This window comes from Streptomyces sp. NPDC007189 (assembly GCF_040703635.1).
GTDB lineage: Bacteria > Actinomycetota > Actinomycetes > Streptomycetales > Streptomycetaceae > Streptomyces.
This window is the reverse complement of the sequence record NZ_JBEYEY010000011.1, coordinates 247982-268579: the sequence shown is the minus strand read 5'-3', so window position 1 is coordinate 268579 and position 20598 is coordinate 247982. Positions and strand designations below refer to the sequence as shown.

Below are 20598 nucleotides of genomic sequence, written 5' to 3'. Positions count from 1 at the left end.
CCGTGCGCCCGGCACGTGCCCGCCCTCGCGGATTTCCGGCACGAGAAGAATCCGGCCAATCACCGTACGTGACGACCGTCGGCCCGTGCGGGGGCCTGCGGCCCGGCTGGACGGGGTGTTCGCCACCTGCCGGCCGGGAGTTCCGGTGGCTCCTGGCCCCTGGCACACTGGCGCGAACCGCGAGGGCGGGGGACTGGACACCATGCCGGGTTTGTGACAGCCGCGTGAAACGGTTTGCCGAACATGCGTAGGGTGCAGAGAAGTCATCAGAAGGGGTGCGCCGCAGAGCGGGCACCCGGAGAGCGGCACGACGAGCGAGGGAGGGAGCCGGAGCGATGGGCGACCACAAAGAGCAGCAGCCCGTGCGGGTGGGCGCGGCCGTCCGGCGGCGCCGTCGTGCCCTGGAGCTGACCCTCGCCGTCGTGGCCGAGCGCAGCGGCCTTTCGGTGCCCTTCCTCAGCCAGGTCGAGAACGACCGGGCCCGGCCCAGCCGCACCTCGCTGGAGCGGCTGGCCGATGCCCTGCGCACCACCGCTGTGGAACTCCTCGCCGCCGCCGATCCGGCGGCGAGCGTGGACGTCGTCCGCGCCGACCCGGCAGTGGAGGACGACTTCGCGCCCCGCACCCGCTCCCTGGTCCGCGGCCACCACCAGCTGCACGCCTCCGAGTTCACCGGTGACCACGACGCGGGCCGCGAGTTCCAGCACCGCAACGACGAGCTGATGTACGTCGCCGACGGCGCGGTGGAGATCGAGGCGGAGGGGCGCGCCTACCGCCTGGGCCGGGGCGACACCCTGTACCTGACGGGCGGGGTCAGGCACCGGTGGCGGGCGACGGTGCCGGACACCCGGGTGGTGGTCGTGGCGGTCGCCGAGCACATCGAGGCCGTGCAGGACAGGTCCCGTTAGTGCGGGTCGTCTCCCTGGTCCCGTCCCTCACGGAGGCGGTGGCCCGGACCCTGCCCGGCGCGCTCGTGGGCGCCACCGACTGGTGCACGCACCCGGCGGACCTCGACGTCACCAGGATCGGCGGCACCAAGAACCCCGCACTCGACCGCGTCCTCGCCCTCGCCCCCGACCTCGTGATCGCCAACGAGGAGGAGAACCGCGCCCCCGATCTCGACGCCCTGCGCGCCGCGGGCCTTGCCGTGCTGGTCACCGAGGTGCGCAGCGTCCCGCAGGCCTTCGCCGAGCTGGACCGGGTGCTTCAGGCGTGCGGCGCGCGCGGGCGGCCCCGCTGGCTGAAGGAGGCGGAGGCGGCCTGGGAGGCGCTGCCCGCACCGGACGGGCGCAGGACGGCGGTCGTACCGGTCTGGCGCCGGCCCTGGATGGTGCTCGGCCGGGACACCTTCGCCGGTGACGTGCTGGCCCGTCTCGGCGTCGACCACCTCTACGCCGGCCACCCCGACCGCTACCCCCGCGTGCCGCTGGACGAGCTGCGGGCGGCGGCGCCGGACCTGGTGGTGCTGCCCGACGAGCCGTACCGCTTCACCGCCGACGACGGCCCCGAGGCCTTCCCCGGCCTGCCCTGCGCCCTGGTCAGCGGGCGGCATCTGACCTGGTACGGCCCGTCCCTGAGCGAGGCGCCGAGGGTGCTGTCCGAGGCGCTGCGAGCAGCGCGCCGCTGAGCAGGCCGCGTACGGTGCCGGAGGCGGCCGCGAGCCAGCCGGCGGCGAGCAGCGCGTAAAGCCCGACGGCCAGCCCGTCGTACACCACGAGACCGGTGTGCCGGGCGAGCGCCATGGCGCCGGTGACGCACGTGCCCACCGGGAAGGTGAACGCCCACCAGGTCAGCGCGAACCCCATGCCGTGCCGGCGGGCCCGCACCACGTGCGCCGCCGCCAGCGCGAGCCACAGCAGCGCGAACCCCATGACCGGCACCCCGTACAGGACGGCGAAGACGTCCAGGCCGCGCGCGTACGGCGCCGGTACGACCCGCGCGGCCGCGTCCGCGATGTTGCCGACCGCGGTGGTGGACTGCCCGAGCGGGCCCAGCACCAGGAACAGCGTCGGGGTCAGCGCGGGCGGCAGCGGACCGGAGAGTAGCCGGCCGAAGACCAGCGGCAGCATCAGCAGCGTCGCGAACAGGCTCAGCCCGAACAGGGCGAGACAGCCCAGCAGCAAGGTCGCGCGGGCCTGGCCCGGCGGCAGATGCGGCACCAGCAGCGGGCCGAGCGCGGCCGACACCATCGGCGCGACCAGCGGCAGCAGCCAGGCGGGGGCCGCCTGCGCGGGCTCCACCCGGTGCCGTACGGCCATCAGGTACGGCACGGCCACCGCGGCCGCCAGCCCCACCGCCGTACCCGCGGTGAACAGGACGGCGTCCAGCACGACGGCCGTGCGGTCGCCGATCACCTGCTGCCCGGCGGTCAGGGCCCCGCCGCCGACCGCCAGCAGGGCCATCGACAGACAGCCGTAGAACGGGGCCACGGCCGGGTCGAGGAGATCGGCGCGGGCCTGGTCGCGGTGGTGGGCCCAGTGCAGGGACCGGGCCGCCAGCAGGGCCACCAGCAGGATCAGGGACAGCACCCAGCAGGCGCCGAAGACGGCGCGCAGCACCGCCGCGTGGGCGGGCAGCGCCACGCCGGCCGAGCCGAGGACGGCGGTGCCCATGACGGCGGCGTACCAGTTGGGGCCCAGGTGGCGGACCCGGGCGGCGGGCGTGACGGAGACGGCGGACAAGGGCTGGGCTGCGGTGACCATGGCCCCACGGTCCCGCCGTCCATCGCGCCTGACCAGGGAGTTCCGTCCTATGAGGACATAAGCTGGTCTTATGAGCGAGATGGCGGGGCGGCGAGAGTGCACATCGGATCGCACGGCACCGGACCACGCCGAGCCCGACCGCACGGCATCACTGGCCCACCGGGTGCCCGACCTGGCCGCCCTGGAGCTGCTGCTGGCGGTGGCGCGGCTGGGCAGTCTCGGGGCGGCGGCGCGCGAGGTGGGGATCACCCAGCCCGCCGCCAGCAGCCGGATCCGGTCCATGGAACGGCAGCTCGGCGTGGCCCTCGTCGACCGCTCGCCCCGCGGCTCCCGGCTCACGGACGCCGGCGCGCTGGTGACGGACTGGGCCCGCCGCGTGGTCGAGGCGGCGGCCGCCTTCGACGCGGGCGCGCGGGCGCTGCGGGACCGGCGGGACTCGCGGCTGAGGGTCGCGGCGAGCATGACCATCGCCGAGTACCTGCTGCCCGGCTGGCTCCTCGCCCTGCACGCCGAGCGGCCCGACACCGCGGTGTCGCTGCTCGCGGGCAACTCGGCGAAGGTCGCGGAACTGCTGCTCGCGGGCGAGGCGGACCTCGGGTTCGTGGAGGGCCTGTCCGTGCCCACGGGGCTCGATTCCGCCGTCATCGCCCGCGACCGCCTGATCGTCGTCACCGCGCCGGCCCATCCCTGGGCCCGCCGCCGGCGCCCCCTGACGGCGGACGAGCTGGCGGCCACCCCGCTGATCCTCCGGGAGCGCGGCTCCGGCACCCGCCAGGTCCTCGACGCGGCGCTCGGCGGTCTCGCCCGCCCCCTGATCGAGCTGTCCTCCACCACGGCGGTCAAGGCCTCCGCGGTCAGCGGCGCCGGCCCCTCGGTCCTCAGCGAACTCGCGGTGGGGGAGGAACTGGCCATGCGGCGCCTGGTCAGCATCCCGGTCGAGGGCGTCTCGCTCCGCCGCGACCTACGCGCGGTCTGGCCGACGGGCCACCGCCCCACGGGCCCGGCGCGGGAGCTGCTGTCGCTGACGCGGGGATGACGCGCGCTCCGCGGCCGGGCGGAACGCGTCCCGCGCCCGGTACCGGCAGGGCGCCCAGCGCTGCTGCCGGCCCCCGCGGGCGGGTTGCCGCGACGCTGACAAGTCGACGGTGCTGCAACGCCCCAGGGGCGCGGGGAACTGCGCGACCAGCCACAACGCACCCGCACCCGGCAGACGGCCCGCAGCGCGACGGCGATACCCGCCCGGCACCCATAACGCACCCGCAGCCCGCAGACGGCCTGCGCGCGGCGGCGATACTCGCCCGGCACCGACAATGCGCCGGCACCCGCAGACGTCCCGCAGCGCGACGGCGATACCCGCCCGGCACCCACAACGCACCCGCAGCCCGCAGACGCCCCGCGGCGCGGCGGCGATACTCGCCCGGCACCGACAATGCGCCGGCACCCGCAGACGTCCCGCAGCGCGACGGCGATACCCGCCCGCACCCACACGCACCCGCAGCCCGCAGACGCCCCGCGGCGCGGCGGCGATACTCGCCCGGCACCGACAATGCGCCGGCACCCGCAGACGGCCCGCAGCGCAACGGCGATACCCGCCCGGCACCCACAACGCACCCGCACCCCGCAGACGGCCCGCGGCGTGTCGGCGACGCCGGCCCGGTACCCACAGTCGGCGCCAACCGTCATACCGCGGCGGAGCCGGCGGCAGCCACACGGCAGTCGGCGCCAACCGTCATACCGTGGCGGAGCCGGCGGCAGCCACACGGCAGTCGGCGTCAACCGTCATACCGTGGCGGAGCCGGCGGCAGCCACCAGCGCGCGCATCACCCGCACGTCCTCGCCCATCTCCGGGTGCCACTGCACGCCCAGCGCCCAGCCCCGGCCGGCCGGCAGCTCGATCGCCTCCACCGTGCCGTCCGCCGCGTAGGCCGACGGCACCAGGCCCGCACCGAGGCGGTCCACGGCCTGGTGGTGGTAGGTCGGCACGGTCGTCTCCTCCGGGACGATCCCGGCGTACAGGGTCCCCGGCACCGGCTTCACCGGGTGGCCGCCGAACACGCCGACCACCTCCGCGTGCCCCTCCAGGTGCTGGACCAGCGTCCCGCCGAGCGCCACGTTCAGCAGTTGCATGCCCCGGCAGACGCCCAGCAGCGGCACCCCCGCCGCCAGCGCGGCGTCGATCAACGCCAGCTCCCACGCGTCCCGTTCGAGCGCAGGGGGCCCCGTGCGCGGGGAGCGCTCGGCGCCGTACCGGGCCGGGTCCACGTCCGGGCCGCCGGCGATGACCAGCCCGTCCAGCCGGGCCACCGTCTCCGCGGCGCGCTCGGGCGCGTCCGGCGGGAGCATCACGGCCAGGGCGCCGGCCCGCTGCACCAGCCGCGGATAGCCGGCCGGCAGCAGCGCCGCGTCCAGCTCCCACACCCCCCACCGCGCGGCGGACTCCAGATAGGTGCTGACGCCGATCAGCGGTCGTACGGTCATGCCGCCCTCCCCGGGAGTCAAAGGTTTCATTGCGTACCTTTCCAGGGTCATGCGAGGAAGCCCCGCAGCAGGGCCGCCGTGCCCGCGCAGTGCTCGCGCATCATCTCCCGCGCGCCGTCCGCGTCCCCGTCCAGCACCGCTTCCACCAGCGCGGTGTGCTGGCGCTGCGAGTGCTCCAGGTTGCGCACCAGCAGCGGGATGCAGTCGAGCAGGTCGTTCACCTGCGCCCGCACCGCCGCGTACTGCGCGGTCAGCGAGGGGGAGCCGCACAGCTCGGCGAGGGTCAGGTGGAGCAGGGTGTCCAGGCGGCGGTAGTCCGCCAGCGGGGCGTCGTGCGTGCGGGCCAGCGCCTCGCGCAGCCGGTCCGCCCGGCCGTCCGTGAGACCGTGCGCCGCGCACAGCCCGGCCGCGCCCACCTCCAGCACCTCACGGAACCGCAGCACGTCCTCGAGGTCGACCCCGGCGACCCGCCGGCGCAGCTCGTCCTCGCCGCCGCCGTCCGCGCGCGGCAGCACGAACGTTCCGCCGTAACGCCCGCGTCGCGCCTCCACCAGCCCCTGGTCCTGGAGCACCTTCAGCACCTCGCGCAGCGTCACCCGGCTGATCCCGAGCCGCTCCGCCAGCTCCCGCTCGGCCGGCAGCCGCTCGCCGCCCGGCACCAGGCCGAGCCGTACGACCTGGAGGATCTGCTCCAGCGCCTCCTCGAAGCCGTTGCCCGCCCGCACCGGCCGCAGCACCGCGGCCAGCCGGTCGCCCACCCCCTGGGGGTGGCTCTCCCACGACATCCGGCCGTACCCCCTTCCCAGGCAATGGTTGTGAGCAATACCTTATGGCTCCCGGCTCGGCCGAAAAAGCGCTTCAGGCGCCGAAGGAGGCTTCTCCCGTGGCAGACCGCACACCCCCGCTCAGCGTCGAGGAACTGCACGCCCTCGTCGCCAGCGGTGAGATCGACACTGTCGTCCTGGCCTTCCCCGACATGCAAGGGCGCCTCCAGGGCAAGCGGTTCGCCGCCCGCTTCTTCCTCGACGAGGTCCTGCACCACGGCACCGAGGGCTGCAACTACCTCCTCGCCGTCGACACCGAGATGAACACCGTCGACGGCTACGCGATGTCCTCCTGGGACCGCGGCTACGGCGACTTCGCCCTGCACCCCGACCCCGCCACCCTGCGCCGCATCCCCTGGCACCCCGGCACCGCCCTGCTCCTCGCCGACCTCGCCTGGAACGACGGCTCACCGGTCGTCGCCGCCCCGCGCCAGATCCTGCGCCGCCAGCTGGACCGGCTCGCCGCACTCGGCTACACCGCCCAGGTCGGCACCGAGCTGGAGTTCATCGTCTTCAAGGACAGCTACGAGGCGGCCTGGGACGCCGGTTACCGGGGCCTCACCCCGGCCAACCAGTACAACATCGACTACTCCGTCCTCGGCACCGGCCGCATCGAGCCCCTGCTGCGCCGGCTGCGCAACGAGATGGCGGGCGCCGGCCTCACCGTCGAGTCCGCCAAGGGCGAGTGCAACCCCGGCCAGCACGAGATCGCCTTCCGCTACGACGAGGCCCTGCGCACCTGCGACCAGCACGCCCTGTACAAGACCGGAGCCAAGGAGATCGCCGCCCAGGAGGGTGTCTCGATCACCTTCATGGCCAAGTACAACGAGCGCGAGGGCAACTCCTGCCACATCCACCTCTCGCTCGCCGACGCAGACGGCAACAACGCGATGGCCGACGGCGACGGGATGTCCGAGGTCATGCGCCGGTTCCTCGCCGGGCAGCTCGCCGCCCTGCGCGACTTCTCGCTCCTGTACGCCCCGAACATCAACTCCTACAAGCGGTTCCAGCCCGGCTCCTTCGCCCCCACCGCCGTCGCCTGGGGCCACGACAACCGCACCTGCGCGCTCCGGGTCGTCGGCCACGGCCGCTCGCTGCGCTTCGAGAACCGCCTCCCCGGCGGCGACGTGAACCCGCACCTCGCCGTCGCCGGCCTGGTCGCGGCCGGCCTGTACGGCATCGAGCACAAGCTCGAACTCCCCGAACCCTGCCCCGGCAACGCCTACACCGCCGACTACGAGCACGTCCCGACCACCCTGCGCGAGGCCGCCGAGCTGTGGGAGAACAGCCCCATCGCCAAGGCCGCCTTCGGCGACGAGGTCGTGGCCCACTACCGCAACATGGCGCGCGTCGAGCTCGCGGCCTTCGACGCCGCGGTCACCGACTGGGAGCTGCGCCGCTCCTTCGAACGCCTGTGAAAGGTCATCCCGTGACTGACCCGCACCAGCTCGTCGTCCTCAACCCCGCCACGGAGGAGGTCGTCGCCACCGTCCCGGCCGCGAGCGAGGAGGACGTGGCCGCCGCCGCCGTCCGGGCCGTACGCGCCCAGACCGGCTGGGCCGCACTCGCCCCCGCCGACCGGGCCCGGCTGCTGCGCCGCTTCGCCGACACCGTCGACGCGCACCTCGAGGAACTCGCCCGGCTGGAGGTCCGCGAGGCCGGCCACACCGTCGGCAACGCCCGCTGGGAGGCCGGCAACGCCCGCGATCTGCTGCTGTACGCGGCCGGCGGCGCCGAACGCCTCCTCGGCAAGCAGATCCCGGTGCCCGGCGGCTGGAACGTCACCTTCCAGGAGCCCCTCGGCGTCGTCGGCGTCATCGCCCCCTGGAACTTCCCCATGCCGATCGCCGCCTGGGGCTCCTTCCCGGCGCTCGCGGCCGGCAACGCGGTCGTCCTCAAACCCGCCGAGACCACCCCGCTCACCGCGCTCCGCCTCGCCGAACTCGCCCTGGAGGCAGGGCTGCCCGAGCACGTCTTCCAGGTGCTGCCCGGTCACGGCCACACCGCCGGACGCGCCTTGGTCGACCACCCGGACGTCGCCAAGATCGTGTTCACCGGCTCCACCCGCACCGGCCGCGAGGTCATGGAGCGCTGCGCCCGCCTGGTCAAGCCGGTCACCCTCGAACTCGGCGGCAAGAGCCCCAACATCGTCTTCGCCGACGCCGATCTCCCCAGTGCCCTGGACCCGTTCTCCTTCCTGGACAACTCCGGCCAGGACTGCTGCGCCCGCACCCGCATCCTGGTGCAGGAGCCGGTGCTTCAGGAGGCCCGCGCGTTCCTCGCCGACGCCCTGGCCTCCGTCGTCGTGGGCGACCCGGCGGACGAGAAGACGAAGATGGGCCCGCTGATCTCTCGTCAGCAGCTCGACCGGGTGCGGTCGTACGTCCCCGAGGACGCCCCCGCCCTGCGCGGCAGCGCCCCCGACGGCCCCGGCTTCTGGTTCCCGCCGACCGTCCTGACGGGGGAGCGGTACGACAGCCGGGCGGCCCGCGAGGAGATCTTCGGGCCGGTCGCCGTCCTCCTCCCCTTCACCGACGAGGCCGACGCGATCCGGCTCGCCAACGACACCCCCTACGGCCTCTCCGGCTCCCTGTGGACCCGGGACCTCGGCCGCGCCCTGCGCGTCTCCCAGGCCGTCCGCGCCGGCAACCTGTCCGTCAACTCTCACTCCAGCGTCCGCTACTGGACCCCGTTCGGCGGCTACAAGCAGTCCGGCCTCGGCCGCGAACTCGGCCCCGACGCCCTGACCGCCTTCACCGAGACCAAGAACGTCTTCATCAGCACGGAGGGCCCCGCACAGTGACCGAAGACATCATCTGCCGCCGCCTGAGCGGTCGTACCGCCGTCGTCACCGGCGCCGGCAGCGGCATCGGCCTCGCCACCGCCCGCCGGCTCGCCTCCGAGGGCGCGCACGTCGTCTGCGCGGACGTGGACGAGGTCCGCGGCAAGGCCGCCGCCGACGAGATCGGCGGACTCTTCGTGAAGACGGACGTCACCGACCCCGAGCAGGTCGAGGCGCTGTTCAAGGCGGCGTACGACACCTACGGGAGCGTCGACGTCGCCTTCAACAACGCGGGCATCTCACCGCCCGACGACGACTCCATTCTTCAGACCGGCCTGGAGGCCTGGAAGCGGGTCCAGGAGGTCAACCTCACCTCCGTCTACCTGTGCTGCAAGGCCGCCATCCCCTACATGCGCCGCCAGGGCAAGGGGTCCATCATCAACACCGCGTCCTTCGTGGCGCGGATGGGCGCGGCCACCTCGCAGATCTCCTACACGGCCTCCAAGGGCGGCGTCCTCGCCATGTCCCGCGAGCTGGGCGTGCAGTTCGCGCGGGAGGGGATCCGGGTGAACGCCCTGTGCCCGGGTCCGGTCAACACCCCTTTGCTGCAGGAGCTGTTCGCGAAGGACCCGGAGCGGGCCGCCCGCCGTCTCGTCCACATCCCGGTCGGGCGGTTCGCCGAGGCCGAGGAGATCGCCGCCGCCGTCGCCTTCCTGGCCAGCGACGACTCCTCCTTCGTCAACGCCACCGACTTCCTGGTGGACGGCGGCATCGCGGGCGCGTACGTCACGCCCCTGTAGGCCGGCCGGTCACAGGAAGGTCCGCCCCTCACCCCGGTAGGTGGGCGCGGTCGCGGTCACCGCGTCCCCCTCGACGAGGTGCAGGGTGTCGAACCGCTCGCACAGCTCGCCCGCCTTGGCGTGCCGGAACCACACCTTGTCGCCGATCAGCAGATCGTCGGCGGGCGAGCCGAGCAGCGGGGTCTGCACCTCGCCGGGGCCCTCCTGGGGGTCGTACGCCAGGCCCTCAGGCAGGTACGGCACCGGCAGCCGGTCGGGTCCGGCGGCCCCGGAGGCCGGGTAGCCGCCGCCGAGCACGGTGACCACCCCGACGCCCGGCCGCCGTACGACGGGCAGGGCGAACAGGGCCGCCGGACGGCCGGTGAACGACGTGTAGTTGTCGAAGAGCCGGGGCACGTACAGGCCCGAACCGGCGGCTATCTCCGTCACGGCGTCCTCGGCGGCGGTGTGCTGCACACTGCCCGTGCCGCCGCCGTTGACGAACTCCAGGTCCGGGACGACCGCCCGCACCGCGCACACCACCGCGGCCCGCCGGTCGGCCAGTTCGCGCCGGGCCGCGGCCTGCATCAGCCGGATCGCCCGGGACCGCAGCGGCCGCCCGGCCACCGCGTCCCCGACGCCCGCGATGTGCCCTTCGTACGCCATGATCCCCACCAGCCGGAAACCCGGCCGCCGGGCCACCGAGCGGGCCAGCTCGGCCAGTTGGTCGGGGGAGTGCAGGGGGCTGCGCCGGGCGCCGACCCGGACCCGGCCGCCGAGCAGCTTCAGCGAGGTGTCCAACTCCAGGCAGACCCTGACGACTTCCCGCCCGCCGTCCCGCGCGGCGTCGATGAGGTCGAGCTGCGCGGGGTCGTCGACCATCACGGTGACGGCGCCGGCGAGCTTGGGGTCGGCGGCCAGCTCGGCGTAACCGGCCCGGTCGGCGGACGGATAGGCCAGCAGGATGTCGTCGAACCCGGAACGCGCCAGCCACAGCGACTCCGCCAGCGTGAACGACATGATCCCCTGGAAGCCGTCCCTGGCCAGAACCCGCTCCAGCAGGGCACGGCAGCGGACCGACTTGCTGGCGACCCGGACCGGCTTGCCCGCGGCCCGGCGGACGAGATCGGCCGCGTTGGCGTCGAAGGCGTCCAGGTCCACGATCGCGAGAGGGGCGTCCAGATGGGCGGTGGCCCGGTCGTAACGGGCCCGGTCGGCGGCGCGCGCAGTCATGACGGCAGCCTGCCAGACAGGATTACCGCAGGGTAGGGGGACGTTCCGGGCAGATGCCCCGGCACCCCGGACTGGTTCTGATTCCGGTCCTCAGAGCCCGTAGAGTGACGCGCACGTACGCGGAAGGCGCCCGGCCGCTTCACCTGAACCGGGATGCCGGTCCCGCCGTACGGGTATGCGTGCCCGGGACGGAGCTTCCGCGCCGGGCGCGACCGGGCGGCACAGCGGCCCGCGCACAGCAGGACGGCCCGGGCACGAGGAGAGGACGGCCCGGGGACGAGGAAACGGGGGGTGCATGACCACGGAAGCGCGCCACGCTCCCATCCCCCCACGCCCGTCCGCTCCCCCCGCCGACCCCGACGACGAGCCCTCGGTCTTCACCCCCCGCCAGGGCCGCCCGCAGCGGGGCGACGCCGTGCAGCAGGAGGACGCGTCCGGGGGCGGTACCACGCAGCAGGGGCACGCCTCCGGAGGCACCGCCCCGGGCCAGGACCGTGCGTCGGCTGGGGATTTCGCGGGCCAAGGGGCGCCTTCTGCCGCGGCGTCCGCAGGCAACGGCCCGGCCACTGCCAGGGGATCGGCGGGTAAGGGCTCGCCCTCCGGTGGGCGGGCCGCTGGCGGCGGCGCGTCGGACGGGCAGGCCGCCGCGCGTGACGGCCGGACGTCCGGGGGCTCCGGTTCCGGCCTCGGGCAGCAGGTTCGGCCGGGCGCGCCGCGGCCCGTCGTGCCGGCGGCCGGTGTGCCCGTGAGCCCGCCCCCGCCACCCGCCTCGGCCCGGTTCCCCGACGCTCCGCCGAGCACGGGGCGTGAGGCACACCGGCCCGCAGAGGATCCCCGGCGGCCGGGAGCCCCGGCGGAGGCCCCCTCCGAGACGACGGCCCGGCTCCGCCCGATCACCACGTCGGAGACGAGCGCCCAGCCCGGGTCGGCCGGCGCGCCCGGGCCCACGGCCCCGCCTCGCCCTGCCAGCGCGTCCAGGCCTACGGCCCAGCCCGGCTCCGTCACCGCGTCCCGGTCCTCGGCCGCACCTCGCCCTGACGCCGCCTCCCGGCCTTCGGTCCCGCCTCGCCCTGCCACCGCGGCCGCGCCCCGCCCCGCCACCCCGTCGGAGACCACCGCCCGGCTCCGTCCGGTTACCGGTGCCCCGGAGGCGCGGCGGGGCGGGGCGGGGCCTGCTGCCGGGGTGGGTCGTACCGGGGCCGGTGCCGTGGGTGCGCAGGGGCGGGCCTGGAGTCCTATGGCGCCCGCTCATCCCGTCGGGCCGCCGCCCGGTGTGGCCGGGCCGGATCCGGCGCTGTCGTGGGGTGCCGGGGCGGCCGTACGGCCCGTGGTGTCGTTCGGGGAGCCGGAGGCCTTCAGCGAGCGGCCGGGGCACCGGGTGGCGCCCCGGACCGCCGTCGCCGCCGCCTGCCTCGTGCTCGGTCTCGGCCTCATCGGCGGCGCCGCGACCGGGAGTTGGCTCACCGACGGCGGCGGGGACGCCGGCGCCGGCGACCACTTCGCCACCGCCGGGGCGCTGTGGCACAGCGTGCCCGTCGACCAGCTCTTCCCGCCCACCGTCCAGGGCCCCGGCGCCGGCCCCGGCGGCGCCGACCGCACCTGGACCCGGATCGCCGTCGCCCCGGACGGCGGCTGCGCGCACGCCTTCGACCCGCTCCTGCAGAAGGTGCTCGCCCCGGTCGGCTGCCGGCGGCTCCTGCGCGCCACCTACACCGACGCCACCCAGAGCTATGTCACCACCGTCGGCCTGCTGTTCACCAAGGCCGACCCCGCCGCCATGTCCGCGCTCGCACACCGCTTCCGCACCGAGCGCCTGGACCGGCGCGCCGACCTGATGCCACGGCCGTACGCGGCCAAGGGCACCGCCGCCGCCGGCTTCGGCGACCGGCAGCGGGCCTCCTGGACGATCTCCGTCCTCACCGACGCCCCCGTCGTCGTCTACGCCGTCTCCGGCTGGGCCGACGGCCGCGACGTCGACACGCCCCAGCCCGCCGCCGACGCCGTCACCGACGGCGCCACCACCGCCCCGGCCCAGGCCGGTCTCGGCAACGAGGCCCAGGGCCTGGCCGACCGCATCGAACGGCGGCTGCGCCAGAACCTCGGCACGGCCACGGAGAAACCCTCATGAGGCGAACGAGGCCCGCGCCCCGCGGCCGCCGCACGGCCCGCGCCGGCGCCGCCCTGAGCCTGCTGCTCACCGGCGCCCTCACCCTGCTGCCCGTCACCGAGGCCCACGCCGACGGCATCCGCGCCCAGCAGTGGGGCCTGTCCGCGCTGCACCTGGACCAGGCCTGGCGCGTCACCAAGGGCCGGGGCGTCACCGTCGCCGTCCTGGACACCGGCGTCGAGGCCGACCACCCGGACCTCGCCGGCAACGTCCTGCCCGCCAAGGACATGATCGGCTTCGGCGCCAGTCAGGGCGACCGCGACTGGGCGCGGCACGGCACCGCCATGGCCGGCATCATCGCCGGGCACGGCCACGGCCCCGGCGGCAGCGCCGGTGTCATGGGCGTCGCCCCCGAGGCGAAGATCCTGCCCGTGCGCGTGATCCTGGAGGACGGCGACTCCGCCCGCGCCCGGGCCCGCACCACCCGCGGCAACGCCCTCGCCGACGGCATCCGCTGGGCCGCCGACCACGGCGCCGACGTCATCAACCTCTCCCTGGGCGACGACTCGAACTCCGCGCACCCCGAGCCCAGCGAGGACGAGGCCGTGCAGTACGCCCTGAAGAAGGGCGTGGTCGTCGTCGCCTCCGCGGGCAACGGCGGCGACAAGGGCGACCACATCTCCTACCCGGCCGCCTATCCCGGCGTCATCGCGGCGACCGCCGTGGACCGCTACGGCACCCGCGCCTCCTTCTCGACCCGCCGCTGGTACGCGGCGGTCAGCGCGCCCGGCGTCGACGTGGTCATCGCCGACCCGGACCACAAGTACTACGCGGGCTGGGGCACTTCGGCCGCCTCCGCCTTCGTCTCCGGCGCGGCGGCCCTGGTCAGGGCGGCACACCCCGAGCTGAGCCCGGCCCAGATCAAGAAGCTCCTGGAGGACACCGCACGGGACGCGCCGGCCGGCGGCCGGGACGACTCCCGCGGCTTCGGCATGATCGACCCGGCGGCGGCCCTGCGCGCGGCGGACCGGCTGAAGCCGCGGAGCCTGCGCGCGGCGTCGTACGGGAAGACGTACTTCGGCGACGGGCCGGACGCCCCCAAGACCGCCTCCTCGACCGCCGACTGGGCGGGCCCCCTGGCCGGCGGCACCGGCGGGGTCCTGCTGGTGGCGGGCGTGGTACTGTGGCGGGGGCGTCGGCAGACGGCCTAGGCGCGCCCGGTACGCCACGGCCACCCCTGGTCTCCCGCCGCAGTCCACCCCGTCACGTGCCGGTGAACGCCGACACCGCCGCCTTGGCCGCCGCCTCCACCAGTGCGATGCCCTTCGCCTGGCTCTCGGTGCCCTTCGACAGCACCGCCACCAGATAGTCGGTGCCGTCCACCGTCACCCGCCCGATGCTGTTCACGTCCCACAGGCCCGTCGTACTGCGCGCCAGCCAGCCGTTCTTCAGCAGCGTCGAGGCGTTGCCCTCCGCGACGGCCGACACCCCCCACCGCTGGTCCGGCTCGACCGACTTCATCAACCCCTGCACATAGCTCCGGGAGGCCGCGCTCAGCTCGGACTCCTCCCCGAACACCTGCTGGAGCAACAGCAGTTGGTCGGCGGCCGTGGTCTGCGTCAGCCCCCACAGCTCGCCCTCGCCGCCGGAGGTCGAGGTCAGCCCGAAGCGCTTGTTCGCGGCGTCCAGGCCCTCCGCCCGCCCGATCGCGCCCCACAGCGCCGTCGCCGACGCGTTGTCGCTGTTCTCGATCATCTTCGTGGCGTACGCCTTCTCGGCCGTCGTCAGCCGCCGGTCCGCGTCCTGCGCCTGGAGCAGCAGCGCGGCCAGGATGTCGACCTTGACGATGCTGGCCGTGTCGAAGGCCGCGTCCCCGTACGCGGCGCTCTCCCCGGAGTCCACCGCCAGCACCGCCGCCGACACCCGCGCGCCCGCCGGCACCTTCACCGCCGTCATCGCCTTGCTCAACAGCGCCGTCCGGTCCACCGCCGGCTCCGTCACCGGTTCCACCGAGGCCTCCTCGCCCGCCCCGGCCGAGGGGGAGGCCGGGGGCGTCGCCGCCGACGATACGGCCGCCGTCTGCGGGTGCGCCCGCGCCTTCACGTACACCGTGCCCCCGGCGGTCACCCCGGCCACGGCGACCAGGACGAGCACGAGGGACGGAAGCGGACGGCGCCGGGACGGGCGCGCACGACGGCCATGGCGGGCTCTGGGGGACTCCATGCCCGCGATGCTCGGCGCGCGTGCTGTGCGCTCCGTCGGTCCGGGCTGTGACAGGGATCAGGGAATGCTGAGATTCCTGTGAAGACTCCCGTGCCCACGGGCCGCGTACCGGCCGATGGGGTGGATGACCGTGCCGATGGGCCAGGTGACCGTGCCGATGGGCTCGATGACCGTGGCGATAGGGTCGGTGACCGTGGCGAACAAGAACATTCCCGACCCCGGCTTCTCCGGCGACGACGGCTCCGCCGACCCCCGGCTGAGCGCCGCGCTCGCGGCCTGGGCCGAGGACCGCAGCGCCCTCGGGCCGGTGCTTAAGGCACTGAAGGGCGCCCGCCTGCTCGTCCCGGTCGTCGCCGTGCTCGGCGAGGTGGAGGAGGACGAGAACGGGCTGCGCCGCGAGAAGACCAGCGACATGGCCGTACCCACCCTGAAGGCCGGCGACCGCACCGCGCTGCCCGCCTTCACCTCCACCGACTCCCTGGCCCGCTGGGACCCGGCGGCCCGCCCGGTCGCCGTACCCCTGCACCAGGCGCTGCAGGCCGCCGCGCACGAGAAGGCCGACACGGTGGTGCTGGACCTCGCCGGGCCCGTGCCGTTCGAGCTGACCGGCCCGGCGCTGCTGGCCCTCGCCGAGGGCCGCACCAGCACGGACCCCCTCGCCGACCCGGCGGTGACCGAGGCCGTCCGTACGGCCGTGGCGGCGGAGCCCGCCGTGCTGCGCGCCCACCTCGGGCCCGGACGCGCCGACGGCACCCTCGCCCTCGTCCTCGACCCGGCCGCCCCGCCCGCCGAGGCCGCCCGCGCGGTCGCCGAGCGCCTGGCGGCCGACGAAACGCTGAGGGCCCGCCTGGTGCGCGGCCTCGACCTGGCACTGCTGCCGGCCGGGACCATGCCTCCGGGCGAGCCCCTGTACGTGAAGGAATAGATCAGCCGTAGATCGGGCCGGTGTACTTCTCGCCCGGCCCCTGGCCCGGCTCGTCCGGCACGACGGACGCCTCGCGGAACGCCAGCTGCAGCGACTTCAGGCCGTCGCGCAGCGGGGCCGCGTGGAAGGAGCTGATCTCCGTCGTGCTCGCGTCCAGCAGGCCGGCGAGCGCGGTGATCAGCTTGCGGGCCTCGTCCAGGTCCTTGTACTTCTCGCCCTCCTCGCTCAGCCCGAGCTTCACCGCGGCGGCGCTCATCAGGTTGACGGCGACCGTCACGATCACCTCGACGGCGGGGACCTCGGCGATGTCCCGGGTCATCGCGTCGAAGTCGGGGTTCTCGGGATTCTCAGGAGGGGTCTCACTCATGCCCCACACGATAGGCGGTGCCGGATCACCGCTTCGCCCGAGCCTTGTCGAGCGCTCTCCGGTTCGCCCTTGTCAAGCGATCCTGCTAACCTGGTTCACGACCGGCCGGGCATGCCCTGCGTGCAACAGAGCTCCCGGCCCACAAGTGGAGGCTCCGATCTCCCACCTGACCGTCCTTCGGGACGGCGGGTCACCCGGTCAGGCGGCCACCATCGTTCCGTACGGACGATGGAGTCGCCCGAAAGCGCGCCCCGCGGCATCGCGGCGGTGCTCCGGTAGTGCTTTGGAGCCCCGCCTGTGATCGTCCGGGGCATTTTTGCTGCTTCGGCGCGGTTAGGTCTAACGAAAAGACATACGCGGCTGTCCGCCAGACAACCGTGTGGTGCTACCGAGGAGGATCCATCAGCGCCGAGCCCCGCATCAACGACCGGATTCGCGTTCCCGAGGTGCGACTTGTCGGTCCCAGTGGCGAGCAGGTCGGCATCGTGCCGCTCGCGAAGGCACTGGAGCTTGCGCAGGAGTACGACCTCGACCTGGTCGAGGTCGCGGCGAACGCCCGTCCGCCCGTGTGCAAGCTCATGGACTACGGGAAGTTCAAGTACGAGTCGGCCATGAAGGCCCGTGAGGCGCGCAAGAACCAGGCGCACACGGTCATCAAGGAGATGAAGCTCCGGCCGAAGATCGACCCGCACGACTATGACACCAAGAAGGGTCACGTCGTCCGGTTCCTCAAGCAGGGCGACAAGGTCAAGATCACGATCATGTTCCGTGGTCGCGAGCAGTCCCGTCCCGAGCTGGGCTACCGACTGCTGCAGCGCCTCGCGGAGGACGTCCAGGACCTCGGTTTCGTCGAGTCGAACCCGAAGCAGGACGGCCGCAACATGATCATGGTCCTCGGTCCGCACAAGAAGAAGACCGAGGCCATGGCCGAGGCCCGGCAGGCACAGGAAGCCCGCAAGGCGGAGGCGAAGGCCCACCCCGGTCGTTCGCAGAACCCCGCCGAGGCCGAGGCCGAGGCGTCCGCCGAGGAGCCCGCCGAGGCGTGATCCCGGGGGACACCCGTCCCCAGTGGATGTAACCGAAAGAAGAGCGACGCTCCACAGTGCCCGGTTTTCGCGACCGGGCACCGGAGCGCCACCGACGAGGAGATAACGGCGCTATGCCGAAGAACAAGTCGCACAGCGGTGCCAGCAAGCGCTTCAAGATCACCGGCTCCGGCAAGGTGCTCCGCGAGCGCGCCGGCAAGCGCCACCTGCTCGAGCACAAGTCGTCCCGCGTCACGCGTCGCCTCACCGGCAACGCCGAGATGGCCCCGGGCGACGCCGCGAAGATCAAGAAGCTTCTCGGCAAGTGACCTGCGGCGCCGCCTGAGCGCCGTACGTCTGGACCGGGACCGAATCGTTTCCGGGTCGTGTGAGGACCACCACGACCCCGCTACAAGGAGTTAACAAGTGGCACGCGTCAAGCGGGCAGTCAACGCCCACAAGAAGCGCCGGGCGATCCTCGAGCAGGCCTCCGGCTACCGCGGTCAGCGTTCGCGCCTGTACCGCAAGGCCAAGGAGCAGGTCACCCACTCGCTGGTCTACAACTACAACGACCGCAAGAAGCGCAAGGGCGACTTCCGTCAGCTGTGGATCCAGCGCATCAACGCCGCTGCCCGCGCCAACGGCATCACCTACAACCGCTTCATCCAGGGTCTGAAGGCCGCGAACGTCGAGGTCGACCGCAAGATCCTGGCCGAGCTGGCCGTCAACGACGCGGGCGCGTTCGCCGCACTCGTCGAGGTCGCGCAGAAGGCGCTGCCTTCGGACGTCAACGCGCCCAAGGCCGCGTGACGCTGCGCTGGCTTTAGCCGACGTTCACTGGGACCCGCAGGCTTTTGTGGCTTGCGGGTCCTGTTGTTGAGTGGCTCGGTCGTTTTCCGGCCGCGGGCCGGTGGGGGCTGGTCGCGCAGTTCCCCGCGCCCCGTTCGGGGCGCTGCCAGCCCCCGGTGCCGCAAAGTGAAGACTTTCTCGAAGGTGAAGAACACAGGATGTCCAGCCCCGAGCTGATCTCGCCCCGGTCCGCGCGTGTCTCTGCTGCTCGGCGGCTTGCCAAGCGGAATTTTCGGGGTAAGGACCGGCTGTTTCTGGCGGAGGGGCCGCAGGCTGTCCGGGAGGCGGCTGGGCATCGGGTCGGTGCTGCTCCCAGCCTGGTCGAGCTGTTCGCCACGGTGGAGGCCGCGGAGCGGTACGCCGATATCGTCGGGGCCGCGCGGGACGCGGGTGCGCGGGTGCAGCTCGCCTCCGAGGAGGTGATCGCCGACATCTCCACCACCGTCACCCCGCAGGGGCTCGTCGGGGTGTGCCGGTTCCTGGACGTGCCGTTCGAGGAGATCCTCGCCGCCCGGCCGAAGCTGGTCGCCGTGCTGGCGCATGTGCGCGACCCCGGGAACGCCGGGACCGTGCTGCGGTGCGCCGACGCCGCCGGGGCCGAGGCCGTGATCCTCACCGACGCCTCCGTCGACCTGTACAACCCCAAGGCCGTACGCGCCTCCGTGGGCTCCCACTTCCATCTGCCGGTCGCCGTGGGCGTGCCCGTCGAGCGGGCCGTCGAGGGGCTGAAGGACGCCGGTGTGCGGATCCTCGCCGCCGACGGGGCGGGGGACCGCGACCTGGACGAGGAGCTGGACAAGGGCAGCATGGGCGGGCCGACCGCCTGGGTGTTCGGCAACGAGGCCTGGGGGCTGCCGGAGGAGACCCGCGCGCTCGCCGACGCCGTGGTGCGAGTGCCGATCCACGGGAAGGCCGAGAGCCTGAACCTCGCCACCGCCGCCGCCGTATGTCTCTACGCGTCGGCCCGTGCGCAGCGCGCCTCCGGAGGGTGCCGCTCCGTCACCCAGAGCTAGTAGGGTGACCAGCTCGGGGCCCTGCGCCGTCGAAAGAGGTGGGGTACGGGGATGAGTGTGGCCGGCACGAGCACCGCGCCGGAGGGACGGGACGCGCGGGGCGCATCCGCGTCCCGGTGCGCAGAGCACCCCGGCATCGACCCCGACCAGCTGCCCGACGGCCTCGTCGTCGCCGACGAGGAGGGCCGTGTCGTCTGCTTCAACGCCGCCGCCGCACGGATCGCCGCCGTACGCCCCGCCGACGCCCTCGGCCAGCCCCTGGAGAAGGCCCTGCCGTTAGAGGACCTGGAGGGCCGCCGCTGGTGGCAGCTCACCGATCCCTACGGCGGCCTCGCGACCCGCACCCGGCAGCCCGAGCGCAATCTGCTGCTGCCCGGAGGCAGGGAGGTGCTCGTCTCCGTCCGGTACGTGCGAGAGCGGCCCCTGGGGCCCGTCCAGCGGGTCGTCGTCTCGCTGCGGGACACCGAGGCCCGCCGCCGCACCGAGCGCAGCCACGCCGAGCTGATCGCCACCGTCGCCCACGAGCTGCGCTCGCCGCTCACCTCGGTGAAGGGCTTCACGGCCACCCTCCTCGCCAAGTGGGAACGCTTCACCGACGACCAGAAGCGGCTGATGCTGGAGACCGTCGACGCCGACGCCGACCGCGTCACCCGGCTCATCGCCGAGCTGCTGGACATCTCGCGGATCGACTCCGGGCGGCTGGAGGTGCGCCGCCAGCCCGTCGACATCGGGGCCGCCGTCTCCCGGCACATCCAGGCCTACGTCACCGCCGGCCAGCCCGCCGACCGCTTCCTGCTGCGCATCGAGCAGCCGCTGCCCGCCCTGTGGGCCGACCCCGACAAGATCGACCAGGTGCTCAGCAACCTCATCGAAAATGCGGTGCGGCACGGCGAGGGAACCGTCACCATTGACGTCATGCCCTGCGCGTCCCCGCGCGAGGGCGAGCAGACCGGCACGTCGGTCACGGTGAGCGACGAGGGTCCCGGCATCCCGGAGGAGTCCATGAACCGCGTCTTCACCCGCTTCTGGCGGGGCAGCAAGCGCGGTGGCACCGGCCTCGGGCTGTACATCGTCAAGGGCATCGTCGAGGCCCACGGCGGCACCATCACGGTCGGCCGCGCCCCCGGCGGCGGCGCCGAGTTCCGATTTACGTTGCCCGTGGCGGCGCCGGCGTATCTCGCCTAGTGGCCCACGGGCGCATTCGTCTGCCTCCACCCCGTTAGACTCGGCCTTTGGCACCTTTGCGTCCTTCACGCGGCTGTCACAGCGCTGAGAGTCGGTGTCGGGGACC

The 20598-nt window shown here is 73.9% G+C and carries 20 protein-coding genes; 14 read left to right on the top strand and 6 right to left on the bottom strand.

Annotation, left to right across the window (positions count from 1 at the left end; all coding sequences use genetic code 11):
• Positions 1 to 335 precede the first annotated feature (335 nt).
• Together AB0950_RS23490 and AB0950_RS23485 are read left to right on the top strand one after the other, a co-directional pair.
• Complete coding sequence (locus AB0950_RS23490; protein WP_360161114.1) at positions 336 to 908, top strand: helix-turn-helix domain-containing protein; 573 nt, start codon at positions 336 to 338, stop codon at positions 906 to 908.
• Positions 908 to 1627 carry a helical backbone metal receptor gene (locus AB0950_RS23485; RefSeq protein WP_360574004.1) on the top strand — a complete coding sequence of 240 codons (720 nt, stop codon included), beginning with the start codon at positions 908 to 910 and terminating at the stop codon, positions 1625 to 1627. Before AB0950_RS23490 ends, AB0950_RS23485 begins: the two co-directional genes overlap by 1 nt.
• On the opposite strand, the gene AB0950_RS23480 is transcribed toward AB0950_RS23485, so the two are convergent.
• Entirely contained in the window at positions 1539 to 2702 is a 1164-nt protein-coding gene (locus AB0950_RS23480; RefSeq protein WP_366779339.1) for a TDT family transporter, read from the bottom strand. The genes AB0950_RS23485 and AB0950_RS23480 overlap by 89 nt on opposite strands.
• 79 nt (positions 2703 to 2781) lie before the next feature.
• Here AB0950_RS23480 and AB0950_RS23475 point away from each other — a divergent pair, with 79 nt between their 5' ends.
• Positions 2782 to 3738: a LysR family transcriptional regulator gene (locus tag AB0950_RS23475; protein WP_366779353.1), complete on the top strand. Its 957-nt coding sequence runs from the start codon at positions 2782 to 2784 to the stop codon at positions 3736 to 3738.
• 743 nt (positions 3739 to 4481) lie between these two features.
• Here AB0950_RS23475 and AB0950_RS23470 read toward each other — a convergent pair.
• On the bottom strand, positions 4482 to 5180 hold the full coding sequence (locus tag AB0950_RS23470; RefSeq protein WP_366779338.1) for a gamma-glutamyl-gamma-aminobutyrate hydrolase family protein: 699 nt from the start codon (positions 5178 to 5180) through the stop codon (positions 4482 to 4484).
• Between the two features lie 47 nt (positions 5181 to 5227).
• On the bottom strand, positions 5228 to 5965 hold the full coding sequence (locus AB0950_RS23465; RefSeq protein WP_360161106.1) for an FCD domain-containing protein: 738 nt from the start codon (positions 5963 to 5965) through the stop codon (positions 5228 to 5230).
• Positions 5966 to 6063: 98 nt separating this feature from the next.
• Between AB0950_RS23465 and AB0950_RS23460 the strand changes: the two genes are divergently transcribed.
• Genes AB0950_RS23460 through AB0950_RS23450 form a run of 3 tightly spaced genes read left to right on the top strand, consistent with a single transcriptional unit; the run spans position 6064 to position 9586 of the window.
• A complete protein-coding gene (locus tag AB0950_RS23460; RefSeq protein ID WP_366779337.1) occupies positions 6064 to 7422 on the top strand; it encodes a glutamine synthetase family protein in 1359 nt (452 codons plus the stop codon).
• A gap of 11 nt (positions 7423 to 7433) precedes the next feature.
• On the top strand, positions 7434 to 8807 hold the full coding sequence (locus tag AB0950_RS23455) for an aldehyde dehydrogenase family protein (protein ID WP_366779336.1): 1374 nt from the start codon (positions 7434 to 7436) through the stop codon (positions 8805 to 8807).
• Positions 8804 to 9586 (top strand): 3-oxoacyl-ACP reductase, encoded by a 783-nt coding sequence (locus AB0950_RS23450; protein WP_360573998.1) that lies wholly within the window; start codon positions 8804 to 8806, stop codon positions 9584 to 9586. Before AB0950_RS23455 ends, AB0950_RS23450 begins: the two co-directional genes overlap by 4 nt.
• Positions 9587 to 9595: 9 nt before the next feature.
• Here AB0950_RS23450 and AB0950_RS23445 read toward each other — a convergent pair whose 3' ends face one another.
• Complete coding sequence (locus AB0950_RS23445; protein ID WP_360161099.1) at positions 9596 to 10798, bottom strand: amino acid deaminase/aldolase; 1203 nt, start codon at positions 10796 to 10798, stop codon at positions 9596 to 9598.
• 1237 nt (positions 10799 to 12035) lie between these two features.
• On the opposite strand from AB0950_RS23445, the gene AB0950_RS23440 reads away from it, so the two are divergent.
• Both AB0950_RS23440 and mycP read left to right on the top strand, forming a co-directional pair.
• Complete coding sequence (locus AB0950_RS23440) at positions 12036 to 12926, top strand: hypothetical protein (RefSeq protein WP_360573996.1); 891 nt, start codon at positions 12036 to 12038, stop codon at positions 12924 to 12926.
• Positions 12923 to 14116, top strand: coding sequence for a type VII secretion-associated serine protease mycosin (gene mycP / locus AB0950_RS23435; RefSeq protein WP_366779335.1), 1194 nt, complete (start codon positions 12923 to 12925; stop codon positions 14114 to 14116). Before AB0950_RS23440 ends, mycP begins: the two co-directional genes overlap by 4 nt.
• Before the next feature lie 52 nt (positions 14117 to 14168).
• Here mycP and AB0950_RS23430 read toward each other — a convergent pair whose 3' ends face one another.
• Positions 14169 to 15128, bottom strand: a complete 960-nt coding sequence (locus AB0950_RS23430) for a serine hydrolase (protein WP_360161093.1) — start codon at positions 15126 to 15128, stop codon at positions 14169 to 14171.
• Positions 15129 to 15321: 193 nt separating this feature from the next.
• On the opposite strand from AB0950_RS23430, the gene AB0950_RS23425 reads away from it, so the two are divergent.
• Positions 15322 to 16053 carry an SseB family protein gene (locus tag AB0950_RS23425; protein WP_366779352.1) on the top strand — a complete coding sequence of 244 codons (732 nt, stop codon included), beginning with the start codon at positions 15322 to 15324 and terminating at the stop codon, positions 16051 to 16053.
• Position 16054: 1 nt separating this feature from the next.
• On the opposite strand, the gene AB0950_RS23420 is transcribed toward AB0950_RS23425, so the two are convergent.
• A complete protein-coding gene (locus AB0950_RS23420) occupies positions 16055 to 16420 on the bottom strand; it encodes a DUF1844 domain-containing protein (RefSeq protein WP_360161091.1) in 366 nt (121 codons plus the stop codon).
• A gap of 377 nt (positions 16421 to 16797) precedes the next feature.
• Between AB0950_RS23420 and infC the strand changes: the two genes are divergently transcribed.
• From infC to AB0950_RS23395, 5 genes are all read left to right on the top strand, one after another.
• Positions 16798 to 17466, top strand: a complete 669-nt coding sequence (gene infC / locus AB0950_RS23415; protein WP_360161089.1) for a translation initiation factor IF-3 — start codon at positions 16798 to 16800, stop codon at positions 17464 to 17466.
• A 113-nt stretch (positions 17467 to 17579) separates the two neighbouring features.
• Positions 17580 to 17774: a 50S ribosomal protein L35 gene (gene rpmI / locus AB0950_RS23410; protein WP_003977225.1), complete on the top strand. Its 195-nt coding sequence runs from the start codon at positions 17580 to 17582 to the stop codon at positions 17772 to 17774.
• 97 nt (positions 17775 to 17871) lie between these two features.
• Positions 17872 to 18255 carry a 50S ribosomal protein L20 gene (gene rplT, locus AB0950_RS23405; RefSeq protein WP_004002577.1) on the top strand — a complete coding sequence of 128 codons (384 nt, stop codon included), beginning with the start codon at positions 17872 to 17874 and terminating at the stop codon, positions 18253 to 18255.
• Between the two features lie 197 nt (positions 18256 to 18452).
• Positions 18453 to 19307: an RNA methyltransferase gene (locus tag AB0950_RS23400; RefSeq protein ID WP_360573991.1), complete on the top strand. Its 855-nt coding sequence runs from the start codon at positions 18453 to 18455 to the stop codon at positions 19305 to 19307.
• A 51-nt stretch (positions 19308 to 19358) separates the two neighbouring features.
• A complete protein-coding gene (locus tag AB0950_RS23395; protein ID WP_360161084.1) occupies positions 19359 to 20492 on the top strand; it encodes an ATP-binding protein in 1134 nt (377 codons plus the stop codon).
• The last annotated feature ends 106 nt before the right edge of the window (positions 20493 to 20598 follow it).